This is a genomic window from Synergistota bacterium, from assembly GCA_025060595.1.
Classification (GTDB): domain Bacteria; phylum Synergistota; class GBS-1; order GBS-1; family GBS-1; genus 42-11.
In genome coordinates, this window is the sequence record JANXBX010000004.1 from 178616 (window position 1) to 196826 (window position 18211).

22 protein-coding genes, 2 tRNA genes, 1 pseudogene and 1 other annotated feature are annotated in these 18211 nt (G+C 39.0%); of the genes and pseudogenes, 4 read left to right on the top strand and 21 right to left on the bottom strand.

What is annotated here, in order from left to right; all coding sequences use genetic code 11:
• Position 1 precedes the first annotated feature (1 nt).
• Positions 2–385, bottom strand: a complete 384-nt coding sequence (locus tag NZ900_04445) for a hypothetical protein (protein ID MCS7233334.1) — start codon at positions 383–385, stop codon at positions 2–4.
• A gap of 220 nt (positions 386–605) precedes the next feature.
• Here NZ900_04445 and NZ900_04450 point away from each other — a divergent pair, with 220 nt between their 5' ends.
• Positions 606–2369, top strand: coding sequence for a YgiQ family radical SAM protein (locus NZ900_04450; protein MCS7233335.1), 1764 nt, complete (start codon positions 606–608; stop codon positions 2367–2369).
• A 22-nt stretch (positions 2370–2391) separates the two neighbouring features.
• Here NZ900_04450 and NZ900_04455 read toward each other — a convergent pair whose 3' ends face one another.
• The 7 genes and pseudogenes from NZ900_04455 to NZ900_04485 form a co-directional block, all read right to left on the bottom strand.
• Positions 2392–3780 carry a DegQ family serine endoprotease gene (locus NZ900_04455; GenBank protein ID MCS7233336.1) on the bottom strand — a complete coding sequence of 463 codons (1389 nt, stop codon included), beginning with the start codon at positions 3778–3780 and terminating at the stop codon, positions 2392–2394.
• 68 nt (positions 3781–3848) lie between these two features.
• Positions 3849–4340 (bottom strand): Hsp20/alpha crystallin family protein, encoded by a 492-nt coding sequence (locus tag NZ900_04460; GenBank protein ID MCS7233337.1) that lies wholly within the window; start codon positions 4338–4340, stop codon positions 3849–3851.
• Positions 4341–4631: 291 nt separating this feature from the next.
• Positions 4632–4802 (bottom strand): 30S ribosomal protein S21, encoded by a 171-nt coding sequence (gene rpsU / locus NZ900_04465; protein MCS7233338.1) that lies wholly within the window; start codon positions 4800–4802, stop codon positions 4632–4634.
• 24 nt (positions 4803–4826) lie between these two features.
• Positions 4827–5210, bottom strand: coding sequence for a histidine triad nucleotide-binding protein (locus NZ900_04470; GenBank protein MCS7233339.1), 384 nt, complete (start codon positions 5208–5210; stop codon positions 4827–4829).
• Positions 5180–5944 carry a HEAT repeat domain-containing protein gene (locus tag NZ900_04475; protein ID MCS7233340.1) on the bottom strand — a complete coding sequence of 255 codons (765 nt, stop codon included), beginning with the start codon at positions 5942–5944 and terminating at the stop codon, positions 5180–5182. Before NZ900_04475 ends, NZ900_04470 begins: the two co-directional genes overlap by 31 nt.
• Before the next feature lie 23 nt (positions 5945–5967).
• Positions 5968–7656, bottom strand: a pseudogene (dnaK, locus tag NZ900_04480) (molecular chaperone DnaK).
• A 17-nt stretch (positions 7657–7673) separates the two neighbouring features.
• Positions 7674–8720, bottom strand: a complete 1047-nt coding sequence (locus tag NZ900_04485; protein MCS7233341.1) for a bis-aminopropyl spermidine synthase family protein — start codon at positions 8718–8720, stop codon at positions 7674–7676.
• A 115-nt stretch (positions 8721–8835) separates the two neighbouring features.
• On the opposite strand from NZ900_04485, the gene NZ900_04490 reads away from it, so the two are divergent.
• Positions 8836–9450: a hypothetical protein gene (locus NZ900_04490; GenBank protein MCS7233342.1), complete on the top strand. Its 615-nt coding sequence runs from the start codon at positions 8836–8838 to the stop codon at positions 9448–9450.
• Here the strand turns inward: NZ900_04490 and NZ900_04495 are convergent.
• Positions 9428–10636 carry a PLP-dependent aminotransferase family protein gene (locus tag NZ900_04495; protein MCS7233343.1) on the bottom strand — a complete coding sequence of 403 codons (1209 nt, stop codon included), beginning with the start codon at positions 10634–10636 and terminating at the stop codon, positions 9428–9430. The two genes, NZ900_04490 and NZ900_04495, sit on opposite strands and share 23 nt — an antisense overlap.
• Before the next feature lie 69 nt (positions 10637–10705).
• Between NZ900_04495 and NZ900_04500 the strand changes: the two genes are divergently transcribed.
• Together NZ900_04500 and NZ900_04505 are read left to right on the top strand one after the other, a co-directional pair.
• A tRNA-Ser gene (locus NZ900_04500) sits at positions 10706–10797 on the top strand.
• A 58-nt stretch (positions 10798–10855) separates the two neighbouring features.
• Entirely contained in the window at positions 10856–11803 is a 948-nt protein-coding gene (locus tag NZ900_04505; GenBank protein MCS7233344.1) for a polysaccharide deacetylase family protein, read from the top strand.
• Here the strand turns inward: NZ900_04505 and NZ900_04510 are convergent.
• The 12 genes from NZ900_04510 to NZ900_04565 all read right to left on the bottom strand — a co-directional run.
• Positions 11780–12451: a DUF554 domain-containing protein gene (locus NZ900_04510; protein MCS7233345.1), complete on the bottom strand. Its 672-nt coding sequence runs from the start codon at positions 12449–12451 to the stop codon at positions 11780–11782. The genes NZ900_04505 and NZ900_04510 overlap by 24 nt on opposite strands.
• A gap of 1 nt (position 12452) precedes the next feature.
• The gene (ahcY, locus tag NZ900_04515) at positions 12453–13712 is read right to left on the bottom strand and encodes an adenosylhomocysteinase (GenBank protein MCS7233346.1); all 1260 of its coding nucleotides are present in this window, start codon (positions 13710–13712) and stop codon (positions 12453–12455) included.
• Positions 13713–13724: 12 nt separating this feature from the next.
• Positions 13725–14402 (bottom strand): deoxyribonuclease V, encoded by a 678-nt coding sequence (nfi, locus tag NZ900_04520; GenBank protein ID MCS7233347.1) that lies wholly within the window; start codon positions 14400–14402, stop codon positions 13725–13727.
• Positions 14403–14443: 41 nt separating this feature from the next.
• Positions 14444–14830, bottom strand: coding sequence for a 50S ribosomal protein L7/L12 (rplL, locus tag NZ900_04525; GenBank protein ID MCS7233348.1), 387 nt, complete (start codon positions 14828–14830; stop codon positions 14444–14446).
• A gap of 3 nt (positions 14831–14833) precedes the next feature.
• Positions 14834–15367 carry a 50S ribosomal protein L10 gene (gene rplJ / locus NZ900_04530; GenBank protein ID MCS7233349.1) on the bottom strand — a complete coding sequence of 178 codons (534 nt, stop codon included), beginning with the start codon at positions 15365–15367 and terminating at the stop codon, positions 14834–14836.
• Between the two features lie 18 nt (positions 15368–15385).
• Positions 15386–15540: a sequence feature (ribosomal protein L10 leader region), on the bottom strand.
• Positions 15541–15546: 6 nt separating this feature from the next.
• On the bottom strand, positions 15547–16260 hold the full coding sequence (rplA, locus tag NZ900_04535; protein ID MCS7233350.1) for a 50S ribosomal protein L1: 714 nt from the start codon (positions 16258–16260) through the stop codon (positions 15547–15549).
• A gap of 56 nt (positions 16261–16316) precedes the next feature.
• On the bottom strand, positions 16317–16745 hold the full coding sequence (gene rplK, locus NZ900_04540; protein ID MCS7233351.1) for a 50S ribosomal protein L11: 429 nt from the start codon (positions 16743–16745) through the stop codon (positions 16317–16319).
• Positions 16746–16758: 13 nt separating this feature from the next.
• Positions 16759–17298, bottom strand: a complete 540-nt coding sequence (gene nusG, locus NZ900_04545; protein MCS7233352.1) for a transcription termination/antitermination protein NusG — start codon at positions 17296–17298, stop codon at positions 16759–16761.
• 12 nt (positions 17299–17310) lie between these two features.
• Complete coding sequence (gene secE, locus NZ900_04550; protein ID MCS7233353.1) at positions 17311–17493, bottom strand: preprotein translocase subunit SecE; 183 nt, start codon at positions 17491–17493, stop codon at positions 17311–17313.
• A gap of 31 nt (positions 17494–17524) precedes the next feature.
• Positions 17525–17602 (bottom strand) — tRNA-Trp (locus NZ900_04555).
• A 20-nt stretch (positions 17603–17622) separates the two neighbouring features.
• Positions 17623–17772, bottom strand: coding sequence for a 50S ribosomal protein L33 (rpmG, locus tag NZ900_04560; GenBank protein ID MCS7233354.1), 150 nt, complete (start codon positions 17770–17772; stop codon positions 17623–17625).
• A gap of 17 nt (positions 17773–17789) precedes the next feature.
• Positions 17790–18211, bottom strand: a 422-nt coding sequence (locus NZ900_04565; GenBank protein MCS7233355.1) for an EF-Tu/IF-2/RF-3 family GTPase, incomplete at its 5' end; no start/stop codon positions are given.

The following is an 18211-nucleotide window of genomic DNA, read 5'->3' on the forward strand; positions in this document are numbered from 1 at the left end:
TTTACCTATAGGCGCTTACTTTATGATTTATATAACCATATACAGCTTCTATTTGATGGGGGAGAGGATCTATCTTGGAAACATTTACTGCAAGAAGCGGATCATAAAGAGACGCATATTTATATCTAAGAACTTCTAAAGAAAGGAATACTTTCCAAGCTTCTTCCTTGAATAATCTATTTATAGTTTTTAATTTTATTTTATCAAGATCCTTTAAGGGAATTAGATCGTCAACACGTCCACCGCTTTTTAGCAAAGATCCAATTATGTGAAGATAACTCTCGTAACTTTCAACCAAATCAACCTTTACAGGCTCTGGCCAAAAAGGTCCAGAAATCACACTTCCTCGTTTCAGATCCGCTAAAATCGCTTCCTTATCTTTCACAAAAGCACCCCCTTTAATTTACTATTTATATGCAACATATTCTGTATAAATAGCTTTGATTTTTATTTTATCAAAAATAAATAATACTCTACAAGCTAAAGGCTTAATAGGCTAAAATCTCAAGTAAAACTGAAGAGCAACTATTCCACGGTTTGATTAAAGATAGCCTTTTATGATATCATTTTACAGCCCTTGGTTAGAAAGAGATGGTGATTATAAGATGCTCGATTTTTTACCTATAACCATAGAAGAGGCAAAGAAAAAAGGCTGGGATGAGCTGGATGTAATAATAGTAACGGGAGACTCATATATCGATCACCCCTCCTTTGGAGCAGCCGTAATAGGAAGGATCTTAGAATTTCATGGCTTTAGGGTGGGCATACTCCCTCAACCTGATTGGAAGGATAAAAACACCTTTAAGGCATTAGGAAAGCCTAGATTATTCTTTGGTATAACCGCTGGAAGCGTAGACTCCCTTGTAGCTAACTATACCCCCAACAAGAGAAAACGAGAAAGCGATGCTTATACACCAGATGGCAAGCCTGGTAGACGACCTGATAGAGCAACTATAGTATATGCAAATGTAGTCCACGAAATTTACCCTGATGTTCCAATAATACTAGGAGGTATAGAAGCAAGCTTAAGAAGATTTTCTCACTATGATTATTGGGAAGATAGAGTAAGACACTCCATACTTCTTGACGCCAGAGCAAAAATATTAGTGTATGGAATGGGAGAAAAGCAAGTGGTTGAAATCGCTAAGAGGTTATCGTTACAAAAGCCTTGGTATGAAATATATCAGACACCAGGAATAGTCTACTCATTAAGTGAAAAGGAGTTCGCTGAGCTTTTCAAGGATAGGAAGTTTTTGCTCCTTCCATCTTTCGAAGATGTATCTCAAGATAAGGAAGCCTATTACGAGTTTCAGCAAAAGCTTATAAGGGGATTAAGAGAAAGGTTAACGCTAGTTCAAAAGGATGGTAAAAGATATGTTATACAGAATCCACCTACCATTTATACTACCGAAGATCTTGACTTAGTTTATTCTTTACCCTTTAAGAGGCTACCTCATCCCTCTTACAAGGAGAGGATTCCCGCCTTAGATACGGTAATTACATCTATAACATCTCATAGGGGATGTTTCGGAAGTTGCACATTCTGCTCCCTGAATATCCATCAAGGTTGGCAAGTAATATCAAGAAGTCAAAATTCTATTCTAAAAGAGGCCTTTAAACTAACATCTCACAAAAGCTTTAAGGGGACGATATCAGATATAGGTGGACCCACAGCTAATATGTATCAAATCAAATGCAAGTTAAATAAGATACCTGGGACATGCTTGAAGAGAGAATGCCTATTCCCAGAAGTGTGCGAATATTTAGAGCTAGATTATTCCGCCCAACTTGATTTACTTAGAAAAGTAAAAGATATACCTAAAATAAAGCACGTTTTTATAGCTTCAGGAATAAGGTACGATCTAGTGTTAGAAAATGAAAATTACTTAAGAGATCTGATAAAAGAGGGATTTATTGGTGGACATCTATCAGCTGCACCAGAACATGTTAAGGACCACGTCCTTGAGATAATGAAAAAACCCTCTTTTAAGACTTATGAAAAGTTTGTCGAAATTTTTGAGAGAGAAACTAAGAGCCTTGATAAGGAACTATATATAATCCCATACTTTATCTCAGGTCATCCTGGAGCAACAATTAAAGATGCTTGGGATTTAGCAATCTATGTTAAAAATCTAGGACACTATTTAGAACAGATACAGGATTATACACCACTTCCTTTAACAGTAGCATCTTGTGCTTTCTATACAGGGTTTCATACCTTAAGGAAAGAAAAAATTTATGTTCCTAAAAGCTACGAAGAGAGAAGACTCCAGAGGGCATTAGTTCAATGGAGGGACAGAAAAAATAAGGAGTTTCTCCTTAAAAATAGGGATAAGATTCCATTCCCCCTAGAGAGGATTATAAAATAAAGGGGGCTTTTTCCTCAGCCCCCTATTTACCTAAACTTATTGAAACATAGAAAGTACTTCCACTTCTTGAAACTAAAAGCACAAGAGAATCCTCCTTTAAGCTTGAAAGAGCCTCATCCCAATCTTTAAGGTTACGTATCTCTTTTCCATTAACTTCAACTATAACATCTCCTTCTTTAAGACCAACCATACCTGCAGGGCTCTCAGGATCAACATATGTTATAACAACGCCATTATCCTCTATAAGATTATACTTACGTCTAAAATCTGAGGTAATATCAGAAACCTTTATACCAATATTAATTTCAGGGGTTTTAGAAATCCTCTCCTCTTGTGGAGGTTCACCTAAAACAACGGTTATATTTACAGTTCTATCCTTTCTCCAAACAGATATATTAACCTTTTCCCCAGCTTTACGGCTTCTTATAGCAATCTGAAGCTCTGCTGGAGAGTTAACCTCTTTACCATCAACACTTAAAATCACATCTCCTCTTCTTAAACCGTATTTCTCCGCTGGACTACCAGGAACTATACGAGCTATTATTACTCCCTTGGCCTCCTTTAAACCAAAGCCTTTAGCTAAAGATGGAGTCATAGCCTGAAGATACACTCCAAGCCATCCCCTTTTAACTTTGCCAAACTCAATTAAATCCTGTAATATCTGCTTTGCTGTGTTTATTGGAATGGCAAAGCCTATACCCTGAGCATAGGGAATTATCGCAGTGTTTATACCTATAACTTCACCGTTTAGATTCAAGAGCGGCCCTCCACTATTCCCAGGGTTTATAGCAGCATCAGTTTGAAGAAAGTTCTCAAAGCTACGATCTCCCGCAGTAATAGTCCTACCCTTAGCGCTTATAACTCCCACAGTAACTGTGTGAGATAAACCAAAGGGATTTCCGATAGCAACAACCCACTCACCAACCTCTACCTTATCAGAATCTCCAAGAGGAAGAGAAGGAAGACCTTTAGCGTCTATTTTTATAACAGCTAAGTCAACCGTTGGATCTGTTCCAACAACCTTAGCATTAAATTTTCTATTGTCAGCAAGAGTGACTATTATCTCATCAGCATTCTGGACAACATGGTTATTAGTTAATATATACCCATCCTCAGAAATTATAAACCCTGACCCCTTACCTCTCATAGGAATTATACGAGTAAATCTCTCATATTCCTCTCCAAAGAATCTTTTCCATAAAGGATCATCCATAAACGGGAAAGGTATAAGGGATCTTCTCACCATGGTCACAGTATCAATGTTAACAACAGCCGGACCAACTTTCCTAACTATCTCCGCTATATTTATACCCGCTAATCCCTGAGGAGCCGAAACAGCAAAAGTCATACCGCTTGAGAAAACTCCCAAAAGAGCAAAAGCAATAAACGTGTAGAATATTAGCTTCCGCAAATTTTCATTCCCCCTTTCTAGACAAAAAATTAAAGGAGGGGCTCTCAGAGAACCCCTCCTATATTTTACTACTCTTCCTTTTCAATCTCTACTCTGAAACCTTCCTCCTTTTCCGGCTCAGCCTTAGGAAGAATTAAAGTTAGAATTCCATTTTTGTAAGAAGCTTTGGACTCGGATGGCTTAACATCCACAGGTAGAGGTATAGTCCTTGCAAAGCTACCATAAACTCTTTCACATCTGTAATAGCTTTCATCCTTAATCTCTTCATCCCTTCTCAACTCACCCTTCATAATAACTCGATCCTCAAGCACTCTTATATCTACATCTTTAGGATCGATGCCAGGTAACTCCGCTCTAAGAACGAGCTCCTTCCCTTGATCGTAAAGCTCAATCCGCGGACTGCAAGATGTAACGCTCCATTCTCTCAAAGAGGGTTTATCCCAACTTCCAAAGAAGGTACTTACTACATCGTTAAACCACCTATCAAGCTCCTCGTGGATCCTATCTAAGGAGCTAAATATACCCTCCTCTCTCCTCATGGGCAACCACCTTCTTCTCATAACTACCACCTCCTTAATCTGACTTTCTTTGACTTTCCGATTTAATTTTATTGACCAAATAGTTTTTAGGTCAAACAGCTTAAAGCCGTTTAAAAGAAAACTAAAAGCGAATATCAATCAAAATTACATATATTTAACCCATATCTAACTATATCTTTAAATTACGCTTGTTTTCTTTCAAATATCATTTCTACCAGACGTGTTACAACATCAATCATCGAGAAGCATTCCCTTAAAAAAATTAAATCCCCCACTTATATCAAAGTGGGGGATTTAATTTCATTCCCTTACTTACTTTTTCTTGCGACGAGAAGTACGACGCTTACGACGTTCGCTCGGCTTCTCATAGAAAGAACGTCTCTTCATCTCGGCAATGAGACCAGAACGCTCGCACTTCTTTTTAAAGCGGCGTAAGGCGTCATCTATAGTCTCATTTTTACCGACGATTATTTCTGCAGCCATTAACTCACCCTCCCTTCAAAAAAATCAACCTGGTGGCCAACCCATGGAACGCCCGCCAAGAAGATGGAAATGAAGATGATATATAGTTTGACCTCCGTCATCGCCACAATTATTAACCACCCTAAAACCCTTCTCAGCAAGTTTATACTCCTCTGCTAAAAACTTAATAATCTCAAAGATATGAGATATAATACGCCAATCCTTAACTTCTAATAAACTTTCTACATGCTCTTTGCTTATAAGAAGAGCATGAAAAGGAGCTTGACGATTTATATCCTCTATAGCAATAATCTTGTCATCTTCATACAGCTTAACACTAGGAAGCTCTCCCTCTATTATCCTACAAAAAACACAGTCTTTACTCGTCCTTTTTTCAGCTACCAATTTTCCAGCACCCTCTTTACCCACATCCTAACTTCCGCATCCCGTTCTACGTTAAGAAGAGCTTTTAAGTAAGGAGTAGCTCTCTTGTCACCCAAAAACATCAAACCCCTTATCCCAGCTAACCTCACCTCCACAAGAGGATAATTAAGTAGAGATATTAACACCTGAAGTGCTTCCTCACCTCCCATTCTAACTATTGCTTCAAGAGCCATCTTTTTAAGGTCAGATGTTCTCCCATTAATAAGAATGTCTTTGAGTTTAGGTAATGCTGACTTATGGTTAACTTTTTCTAAGGCTTTTATTGCGATCTTAACTATCTCATCATCTTGATCTCCCAAAAGCTCAACGAAAGCATCTAAAACCTTCTGCTCATAAGCAAAGTTCAAAAGATATTTTACAACCTCTCTCCTTAAGTATAGATTATCACTTTTTAGCCTATCTAATAGCAAATCTATAGAAACCCTTAAATTTGCCCTTTTCGCTTTATTTTCCAACTTCCTAAGTATATCTATGGCTTGTTCTGAAAGCTTCCTCTTTTTATCCCTATTTTCTCCCTTTGAACACTGAGTAAAAGCCTTTCTTGTAAGATAGTGATAAGCTCTAACAATCTCCTCATACTTATCTTGGAACTCCTGAGATGCAACATCCGGGTGATATTTCAGAGCTAGCTTTCTAAAAGCCCTTTTTACTTCCTCTACAGAAGCTCCTACAGGGAGGCCTAAAATCTTATAATAAAGAGCTAACTCTTCTCCCTGCACTACCTTCCCAACTCCCTCTCAAACTCGCTAAGTAACTTTAAAATGTCTTCTAACTCTGACTTTTCTGCAATTCCTACCCTTTCCCTCAGACCTTCAAGAACCTCTCTAACTCTTTTAGCTTCATCAGCTTCAAGAAAAACAATCTTCTTCTCTAAAGAGGCCAAAGTAGAGTTAACCCTTTCTCTAAGTTGCCTTACTTCAAGTTCCTTTTTATCCCTTTCTTTTTGAATCTCCGCCTCTCTTATTATTCTTTCTACTTCCTTATGCGGAAGCTCCTTAACCCCTTTTATCTCTATCTTCTGCTCTTTTCCTGTATCAAGATCCTTCGCTTTAACATGAACTATCCCATTAACATCTATGAAAAAGGTTACCTCGATTCTAGGCACACCCTTGGGAGCTAATCTTATTCCAGTAAGCTGAAATCTTCCCAAGGATATATTCTCCTCAGCCAATGGTCTTTCTCCCCGAAGAACATGAATCTCAACCGTAGACTGATTATCCGCAACCGTCGTAAATATCCTTGAAGCTGAAACAGGAATAGGGGTATTCCTTTCGATTATCTTGGTGAATATACCTCCTACAGTTTCGACTCCAAGAGACAAAGGTGTAACGTCTACAAGAACTATGCCAGTTACCTCCCCTTTTACCATTGCTGCTTGAATAGCAGCCCCTAAAGCCACACATTCATCGGGGTTTACCCCTCTTAAAGGCTCCTTTTTAAGAATTTCTCTTACTTTTCTTTGAACCAACGGAACCCTTGTAGAACCACCAACAAGTAAGACCTGATCTATATCTGCTGGAGAGAGGTTTGCATCCTCCAGTGCCCTTAAAACAGGCTCTTCAACTCTATCAACTAAATCTTTAATTAAATCCTCAAAAAGATCTCTCCGCAATACATGGTAAAAATGCTTTGGCCCAGACTCATCAGCAGCTATAAATGGTATGTTAATTTCCGTTTCATAAACCTCCGAAAGCTCTATTTTGGCACGCTCAGATTCCTCCTTAAGCTTCTGCAAAGCCATTCTATCTTGAGACAAATCAATACCAGTTTCCTTCTTGAACTCTTCTAATAAATACTCCATTATCCTATCATCGAAGTCATCCCCACCTAAATGATTATCACCAGATGTGGCTTTAACCTCGAAAACCCCTTCAGCTATCTCTAATATAGAAACGTCAAATGTACCTCCTCCAAGATCAAAAACAAGAATCTTAAGTTCCCTATCAAGTTTTTCTTTCCCCAAACCATAGGCTAAGGCAGCAGCTGTAGGTTCGTTTATAATCCTTAAAACTTTAAGCCCAGCAAGTTCCCCTGCCTCCTTCGTAGCTTGCCTTTGAGCATCACTAAAATAAGCGGGAACAGTTATAACAGCCTCCTTAATGCTATCGCCTAAAAACTCCTCAGCATCCTCCTTAAGCTTCTTTATTATCAAAGCAGCTATGTCTTGTGGTCTGAAAAACTTACCATCTATTTCAACCTTATAATCACTACCCATGTATCTTTTTATAGATGATATGGTTCTATCGGGATTAATAACAGCCTGATTCTTAGCAGGCTCACCAACCAATATTTCTCCGCTTTTAGAAAATGCCACAATTGAAGGAGTAACCCTCTTACCACGCCTGTTAGGTATAATCTCTGGCTTATCTCCATTCATAAAAGCTATTGCAGAATAGGTAGTTCCAAAATCTATACCAACTACTTTACTCAAGCTCCTAAGACACCTCTTTAAGTGGTCGAGCTCTCCTCATCCTCATATATATCTTCAGATAGGGGCTCATTCCACCTCTGGAAACCATCAAGAGTCTCTATCCTGTATAAAGCGGAAACATACCAAATACCCTTAGGATCGCTTTTAAGCGGATTAAGATCCCACGCTTTCATACTCCGATAATAGGGCCAGTTAACATATTCATTAAACTCATTTATTATGTCTGTTATCACAAGGCCAGCATCCACCAAGAATTTCTGAATATTTCTCCACTTGTTCAATGACGTTTCAACATGCGTCAGCCCCACATATCCAGCACAACCAGAACCTTTAAGAGTAGCTATGCCTCTATACACAAACGCTTTAAAGCCAGCTAAAGTTTCCTCCGGATCTGTAAAGAAGACGTCAAATTTCCCCAGCAATTCATCAGGCAACGGCTCTCTAAGGTCAACCCTTCTAACCTCAAGATTGCTTAACCCCTTTTCCTCTCTAATCTTGCTCTCAAAATCAAGGATTCTCCTATCTATATCAATCACAACCACCTTTCTGGGCAACCTTGTGAGAGCTAAAGCTAACCCCACAAGATCATCATCTCCCAGAGTTATAATATCCTTCCCTCTCACATCCCCTCTCATATCAGCAAAAGCTACCCTCGCTAAGGTAGTCTCAGGTGTAACATATCCCTGGTCGTACCGATGAAGAGCTTCAGGCCTGTTCTCCTGGATTTTGAGAAACTCCTCATAAACCTCCTTGAAAGCGTCAATTGTAACACTCTTGCCACCACACTTATCACATATATATCTTCTGTAAGGTTGAATACCAAGGGATTCAGCTCCTTTTCTCCCCTTTTCCGTTAATACTATCTCTTCACCTTGATACTCTACCCACCCTTCCCTTTCGAGAAGCTTGATCAAAGACGCCACAGCCGGAAGGGAAACCATAGAGTATCTAACTATCTCCCAAAAATCACCTGTAACAAACAAAACAGAAAGAACCCTTTCTACGTCCCTTGGGAAAATCGGTATATTAGTTTCCTTTCTAACTTGAGAAGCGTATATTTCCATCAATTTCAATCCCTCCTCCATCTCTCTTATTAACAAATAAATTTTACTATACCACCTTGGATTTGAAAAGGTGCTATAATTAAGGGAGATACAAAAAGCAAAAGGAGGGAGTTAAATGATAGGCTGGAGCGTATCCCACCAAGAGTTCACTATAGAAGATCACTACTATTTCTCAATCTTAAAAAACACCATTAAATATAAGCTGTTAAACTCCATTAAAGAGGCTTGGGATTGTAATGTTATAGTCTTTAACTATCCTGAGAAACCATTCAGCAAAGATGAAATAGATGATATCATCTCCCTTGTAAAAATGGGTAAGAAAGTTATAGCTTTAGGATACTACATGAATGAGGATAATGTCGCTTCAATCTTAAATGAGCTTTCTCTTCCTTTTGGTTTGAAGATGCTACCTTCGGCTGTAATAGATAACATCAATTCCCTACAAAACGATCCATATCTTGTTATCACAGGCAAGGTTAAGAAATTCAATGAAGGCGTTAAGAGGCTACTAATGCCTTGTGTAGCTCCTATAGAGATAATAGGAGGAGAAGGAGAACCTATCATCTTAAGTGAAGATTCTTCTTCTCCTCCATATCAAATACTCGGAGCTTACTCTAGATATGGTAAAGGAGAATTTATCCTCATAGGAACGTGCGTTTTTTGGGACAACTTTTCAATAAATCAATTTGATAATATGCAATTTTCCCTTAACCTTCTAAAATTTCCTTAATCGCAGCACCTAACCTCCTTATGCCTTCCTTTATCTCTTCCTCAGAAGGATAAGTAAAGTTTATTCTCATTTCGTCATTTCTCTCACCATAAGGATAGAAAGCGCTTCCTACTACGTAGGCAACATTGTACTTCTCCACCGCCAGCTTAAAAAGCTCTGTAGTATCAAAACCCTCAACTTGAACCCAATAGAAGAAACCGCCACCGGGACGAGAATACTTTGTCCCTGCAGGTAGGTACTTATCTATAGCCTCCTCCATAACATTACGCTTAAGACTATAATGCTTTCTTATAATCTCTATCTGAGGCTCAAGCCAACCTCTTCTACAGAACTCCGCTATAAAGAATTGAGCAAACAAACTAGTTGAAAGATCCATTCCTTGCTTTGCAAGAACAAATCTCCTTACTATCTCCTTATCCCCTATTATCCATCCCACCCTCATACCTGGAGCTAATATCTTAGAAAAACTACCACAATATATTACTCTATTCGATACATCCATGCTCTTTATAAGAGCAGGAGGTTTCTCATCGTAGTATATTTCACCATAAGCATCATCCTCAACTATAACGAAATCGTACCTTTCCGCTATTTCGTAAAGCTTTTTTCTCCTCTCAAGAGAAAGAACTCTTCCCGATGGATTCTGGAAATTAGGTATAACATAAATAAACTTAGGCAGTGGTAGCTTCTCATTAAGTCTTTTCTTTATATCCTCTTCAAGAAGATCTACAATCATTCCATCTTCATCCATAGGTATACCTACAAAACGAGCTCCACAATTTCTAAAGGCAACCAATGTTCCTACATATGTAGGAGCTTCAACATAAACAAAGTCACCATAATCTATAAATACTTTGCCAATAACATCCATAGCCTGCTGAGAACCAGTAACAATTACCACATTATCATGACTAACTGGAAAACCGTAACGTTTACTACACCAATCAGCAATAAACTCTACAAGCTCATCAAGTCCTTCCGTTTTACCATACTGTAAGGCAGTATTAGCATACTCCTTAACTAAGGGTGATATCTCTACAAACTTTTCCCCAGGGAAAATTCTCGGATCAGGTAAACCCCCAGCAAAGGATATAACACCTGGCTTTTTAGCCATTGAGAGAAGCTCACGAATAGCAGATGGTTTAAGTTCTCTACCAATGGCGGACAACTTTGCATTCCAATTCATGCCCTATCCCCCCTTAATTTTTCAACTCTCGCTTTATTATACCACTTTTTTTGATATAATATATAGAGCGGAGAGGTGTCCGAACTGGATAAGGAGCCGGACTTGAAATCCGGTAAGCCCTCGTAAGGGCGATGTGGGTTCGAGTCCCACCCTCTCCGCCATTATTTTATAATATCAGAATTTATTATTTTTTGAAAGGACACAGTTAACAAAAATAGCATGAAAATAAAAGTATACTTATGGTTTTTTGTCACTGTTATTTTATGTTCTTTTCCTATTTTAAAAGAAAAAGAGATCTTTCTAACTTTCGATGATGGCCCTATATCCCCTTACACCACAGAAATAGCAAAAATGCTTGAAAAGGAAGGAGCAAAAGGAACGTTTTTCTTGGTAGGTAAAAAGGTGACCATCCATGGAGATATTGTAAAAGAGCTAAACAAAAGAGGACACACAATAGGAAATCACACCTTTAATCATAACAGATTCAGTGAGGAGAGCTTAGAGGAAAGCCTAGAAGATCTTCTGAAAGCAGAGGTAGTGCTTGCCGAAAAGATCGGTTACTTTACCAGAATATATAGGCCTCCGGGAGGAAGAATCCCCAAAAGCAAAGAAAGAATTTTTGAAGATCTTGGTTTTAAAGCTGTTTTTTGGGATGTAAATACTCGAGACTTTGAAGGAAGGAGCAGTTTCTATATAATATTTAAAACTTTACTTATAAGCTGGGACAGAAGCATCATATTGATGCACTCCTGCCCCAGCGCCATCAAATCCTTACCTACACTGTTAAAACTTCTAAAACTATTTAATTTCAAGATCAAGCCTCTTCCTATAGAAGAGCTCTCAAGCACAGCTCCAAACCATCAGATAATTAAAATCAACGATAGGCAGAAATTTTTACTTCAGCTTATAGGCATGACCGACTTTGTAAGAAGTGATACATTCCTTCTTGAAAAAGCGCTTCTCTCACTAAGAGACTATAAAGACTTTCTAACAAGCTTATCTAATATAAGAGCTATTAAGAGAAAGTCTCAAGATCCGGAAGAGGAAGAGTTCTGGGAAAGAGAAAAGGCACGATTAGAAGTCTATATTAGGCAATCGATAATAAGAAGAAAGCTCTTAGAAAATCTCATAGCAAATATAATTTTACTTCCAAAGGAAGCTTATTAATGGAGAAACTATTAAAGCTGGGAGAAAATCCCCTACCTTTATATCCTTTATATCGAGTAACCTAAAGCCTATTGCAAGTATCATAATTCCTCCCGTTGCTGTGAAATTCCCCAAAATGAACTCTTCCTTTAAGAAGAAAAGTTGAGAAGCAAAGATGGTTAAAGTCCCCTGAATAACTAAAACAGAAAGAGTAGAAAGTAGTACTCCAAAGCCTAATGTAGAAGCAAGCATTATAGAAGTAACAAAATCAAGTAAAGATTTTAAAAAGAGTATCTCAGGTTTCCCCATCAAACCATCTTGAAAGCAACCAAGCACCGTCATCGGACCCACACAGAATATAATCGTGGCAGTAAGCCACCCTTTTACTATGTCCTCCCTCTTTAACTTCCTCTCAAAGAATCTTCCAATACCTTCTATTTTATACTCAAGCTCACACCATGTCCCTATAGCCCCACCTATAACGAGAGAGAGTATAACTGCAAGTAATTCTTTACCTTCAAAACCCATTTTGATTCCTATAAGCAAAGTAGATAACCCTAAAGCCTGAAGCATGGCTATCCTGACCTTCTCAGGAATTTGCTTTTTAAGAAGCAATCCTAAGGAACTTCCCACAATAACAGCTAATGTGTTTACAAAGGTACCCGTCAAGTTAGGTTCCCTCCTCCCATGAGGAAAGGTATTTCTCTTGTTCAAGCGTAAGTTCATCTATCTCTATACCCAGAGCCTTAAGCTTAAATTTAGCTACTTCTTTATCTATCTTTTCAGGAACAGAATAAACCTTTTTCTCCAATTTATGCCCTTCCTTAACTAAATATTCAGCAGATAGAGCCTGATTTGCAAAACTCATATCCATAACTGAAGCTGGATGACCTTCCGCAGCTGCAAGGTTTATAAGCCTACCCTCAGCTAAAAGATATAGCTTTCTCCCATCTGGCATTTCATATTCATCTACAAGCTCCTTAACCCTTCTTTTAGATACAGCTATCCTTTCAAGAGCGGAGATATCTATCTCCACGTTAAAATGACCAGCATTACATAAGACAGCCCCATCTTTCATCAACTTAAAGTGCTCTTCTCTTAATACATTTATATTACCAGTAGCTGTACAAAATATGTCACCAATTCTTGCTGCTTCCTCCATTTTCATTACATAATAACCATCCATCCACGCTTCTATCGCTTTAATTGGGTCCACTTCGGTTACTACAACATGCGCCCCCATACCCCTAGCTCTCATCGCTATTCCCTTTCCACACCAACCATAACCAGCAACTACAAATATTGAGTCAGCAAGAAGCTTACCCGTAGCACGCATAATACCATCTATTGTGCTTCTACCAGTACCATACCTATTATCAAACATATGCTTTGTCAGTGCCTCATTAACCGCAATAATAGGATACATTAAGACCCCACTTTCAGCCATAGCCTTAAGTCTTATAACACCTGTAGTAGTTTCCTCTGTTCCCCCAATCACATCCTTTACAAAAGAAGGTTTTTCTTTGTGAAAGGTCGAAACCAGGTCTGCTCCATCATCCATCGTTATATGAGGTCTTTTAGATAAAACAGCCCTTATATGAGAATAATACTTTTCTCTATCCTCCCCTCTAACCGCAAAAACAGGAATATTATATACAGAAACCAACGCAGCAGCTACGTCATCCTGTGTACTTAACGGGTTAGAAGCGCATAAGTATACCTCGGCTCCTCCCTCTTTAAGGGTTATCATCAAATTTGCCGTCTCAGTAGTAACATGAAGACAAGCTCCTATCCTTATACCGCTTAGCGGTTTTTCCCTGATGAACCTTTCCCTTATAACTTTTCTCAAAACAGGCATATCCCTCTCTGCCCACTCTATTCTCCTACGCCCCTCTTCAGCAAGACCCAAATCCTTAACGTCGAAATCCACATCCTTCACCCCCTAAAACAGCGTCATTTCACCTTCTTTATGCTTTATCCTTTCGATAACATTATGAGCTTCCCTTAAGGGTTTAGGGAGCCTGTAACCGTCACAACACGAAAGAACCAATTTTATAGCTACATCAAGAGTTATAGCATAGCCAATAGAAATAAATAGTGGATTAACATTGTCCTTCGTTCTAAGAACAGCTCCTATTATCTCATCCCCATCGTAAATGTAGCTGTAATCTCCTTGCTTTAACCCAGGCTCCTTAAACTTACCAAATAGATGAGACTTAGCACAACCAACTGTTGGCGTATCCATGTAAATACCAAAATGCGTTGCTATACCCATTCTTCTAGGATGAGCTAAGCCCGCCCCGTCTATTAACCAAACGTCTGGTTTTTTCGAAAGCCTAGAAGCAGCATCAATAAGAAGAGGCATTTCTCTAAAGGCAAGAAGACCAGGAATATAAGGAAATTTAACTTCCTTTTTAACGCTTATTTTCTCCAATAAACTTAGTCTTGGATAAGAATAAACCAATACCACAGCATAACCTATATCCCCATCGTAAGCTAAATCCGAAGCAGCAATAATCTCAAGTCTCGAAATATCAACCCTATTCTCCAAAACTATTTTACTTCTTAACTCATTCTGAAGCTTTATAGCTTCCTCAGGAGTAATATTCCACTTGTGCATACTCAAAAATTTAAAAGGAGCGGGCTAAACAAGCACCGCTCCTACTCCAATTCAACCTTAGCTCCAGCTTCTTCAAGCTTCTTCTTGATTTCCTCAGCTTCTTCCTTAGATACGCCTTCCTTAACAACAGAAGGAACTTTCTCAACAAGATCTTTAGCTTCCTTAAGGCCAAGGTCTGTAAACTGCCTAACAACCTTTATAACCTGGATCTTATTAGCACCAGCATCTTTAAGAACTACTTTAAATTCGGTCTTTTCCTCGGCCTTTGCCTCAGCAGCAGGAGCTCCAGCAGCCGCAACAGGAGCAGCTACAGCAATAGGAGCAGCTACAGCAGAAACCCCAAACTTTTCCTCTAGAGCCTTAACAAGCTCCGCAAGTTCCAAAACTGTCATCTTCTCAATTGCCTGTATTATTTCCTCCTTAGTCATAACTTATCCCTCCTTCTCTTTCTTCTCCTTTATTGCATTAAGAACATAAACCAAGTTTCTTGGAACCCCATTCAGAACATTAAGCAGTCTCTGAATGGGAGAGTTAAGACTACCAAGAAGCTTTGCAACCAAATGCGCTTTGGGCGGCAACTCCGCTAGCTCTTTAATCTGCTCAGGAGTTATAAACCTCTTTCCGAGATATCCTCCTTTAAGGAGGAATTTCTCTAACTGTTCAGCATGTTTCTTAAGTATTTTGGCTATTTCAACAGGATCAGAGTAGGAAATAGCAAGAGCGTTATCACCGTTAAATAAATCTTCGTGAATTTCATAACCTGCTTCTTTAAAAGCTCTTTTAGCTAAATTATTCTTAATGACATGAAAATAAGCTCCGGCCTTCTTAAGTTCATTCCTAACCACATTCATTTCCGGAGTACTCAAGCCATGGAAGCCTGTAAAGAAAGTAGCTGTACAACCTTTTAAAGCTTCGGCCATCTTACTAACCCATTCTACTTTTTCAGGTCTTGGCCCTTTCCTCATCTATTCACCCCCTTTTCAACACTAAAAATAAAATCCCCTGGCCTGAGACCAGAGGACTTTACCGAAAATGCAAAATTTTCCTTTTAACAAATTTTAGCCTCGGTAGGCGGATTTTTAAAATCCTTTAAGGTTTTAAAACCACCTACGGTCTCAGGCTTCTTATTAACTTTTTATAAACCTTACTCTACAGCAAGTTCTTTCTGAGCTATATTCGGGTCTATTTTAACACTTGGCCCCATAGTTGGAGAAATAGCAATGCTTTTTATATATTGCCCCTTAGCCGCTGGGGGCTTTGCTTTTATAATAGCAGAAAGAAGAGCTTGAAAGTTTTCATAAAGCTGATTTTCTGAAAAAGAAGCTTTCCCTATGGTAGCATGAACTATACCATATCTATCAACTTTAAATTCTATTCTTCCGCTTTTTATTTCCTTAACAGCCATTCCCACATCATTAGTTACCGTCCCTGCCTTCGGGCTAGGCATTAAACCTCTTGGCCCAAGGATCTTACCTAATCTACTGACATGACGCATCATGTCAGGTGTAGCTATAGTTGCATCAAAGTCTATCCAACCTTCGTTCTGGATCTTCTCGATCAACTCTAAACCACCAACATAGTCAGCCCCCGCTGATTTGGCCTCTTCAGCCTTCTCTCCTTGAGCAAAGACAAGGACCTTTTTCTCTTTACCGGTGCCGTGAGGAAGTAAGGCTGTTCCTCTAACTTGCTGATCAGCATGCCTTGGGTCAACACCTAATCTTATTGCTACATCTATACTCTCATTAAACTTAGCATTAGCAAGCTTCTTAACAAGAGAAATCCCTTCCTTACTTGAATAAAGTTTTCCTTTTTCAATAATATCCTTCAAAGCTAAATATCTTTTACCTCTTCTTGCCATTTAAACTCCCTCCTTGTGGTACATTAACGAGCCTTTTAAGACTCTCCCACTAAAAATTAACCTTCTATTATTTCTATACCCATACTCCTTGCAGTTCCCTCGACTATTTTCATAGCAGCCGTAATGTCATTAGTATTCAAATCGGGCATCTTTATTTGAGCTATTTCTCTTAACTGAGCCTTTGTAATTCTACCTACTTTGTTCCTATTAGGCTCACTAGAACCCTTCTCGATCCCCGCTGCTTTTTTGAGCAAGACTGATGCTGGCGGGGTCTTAAGCACAAAAGTAAAACTTCTATCAGAGTAGATGGTCACAACTACAGGTACAGTCATACCTGCTTGACTTGATGTGGCAGCATTAAAGGCCTTACAAAACTCCATTATATTAACACCATACTGACCAAGAGCTGGCCCCACTGGCGGAGCAGGCGTAGCTTTTCCAGCAGGTATAAGAAGTTTAACTTCAGCTACAACCTTTTTTGCCAAGGCTATTCACCTCCTACATCTTTTCTAACTGCATGAAATCGATCTCTACCGGTGTTTCTCTTCCAAAAACATTTAAAAGAACCTTTACCTTACCTTTCTCCGAGTTAATCTCTTTAACAATACCCACTGAACCCTCAAAAGGACCGTCTACTATCTTAACTGTCTCACCAGGCTCAAGATCTATCTTAATCTGTTTCTTCTCCTCTATACCTATTTGTTGCAGAATGGACTTCACTTCTTCATCGTTTAAAGGTACCGGATTTCCACCTGATCCCACAAATCCCGTTACCCCCGGAGTATTCCTAACAACAAAATAAGATTGCTCATCCAATATCATCTCTATTAAAACATAGCCCGGAAAAACCTTTCTCTTTGTTATCTTCTTTTTACCTCCCTTTATACTAACCCTCTGCTCAATAGGAACAAGAACTTTAAATATTTTATCTTCCATTCCCATAGTCTCTATCCTCTGCTCCAAATTAGCCTTGACTCTATTCTCATATCCTACATAGGTATGAACCGCATACCATTTCTTCTCCTTTTTTCCATCAATCACCAAGTAGGTTCACCTCAACAGTTTACCCATTACCCATGTACAAAATATATCTACTAAACCAAGATATACAGAAACAAGCATGACAACTACTATAACAGTCAGCGTAGCATACATAACTTGCTTCCTCGATGGCCAAGTTACTTTTTTAAGCTCCGCCCAAGCTTCTCTTAAAAAAGATATAAACCTCTCCATAACGTCATCTCCCCCAAAACACATAAAATAATGGCAGGCCCGGCAGGACTCGAACCTGCAACCCCCGGATTTGGAATCCGGTGCTCTAACCTATTAGAGCTACGGACCTGCGCATTTATAATTATACCATTACTTCACCTCGCGGTGAAGGGTATGCTTATTACACCATCTACAGTATTTTCTTGTTTCAAAACGCCCCTGTTTCCCTTTTCTATTCATTAACACCGTATAATTTCTTCTTTTACACTCTGAACAGGCAAGCGTCAATATATCAGCCACAAAAGCTCACCTCTATTCTAATCAAGTATTTCTGTGACTACTCCAGCACCTACAGTTCTGCCACCTTCTCTTATAGCAAAACGCAAGCCTTTCTCCAAAGCAACAGGAACTATCAATTCTACTTCAAATGTAGCATTATCACCAGGCATAACCATTTCAACACCCTCAGGCAATTTTATAGTACCAGTAACATCTGTAGTCCTAAAGTAAAACTGAGGACGATACCCCGTAAAGAAAGGTGTATGACGACCACCCTCTTCTTTCTTCAATACATAAACCTCAGCCTTAAACCTCTTATAAGGCTTTATAGTACCAGGAGCAGCTACAACCATACCACGCTCCACATCCTTCTTGTCTACTCCCCTTAATAAAACACCCACATTGTCTCCAGCTATACCCTCATCCAATATCTTCCTGAACATCTCAACACTCGTAACCA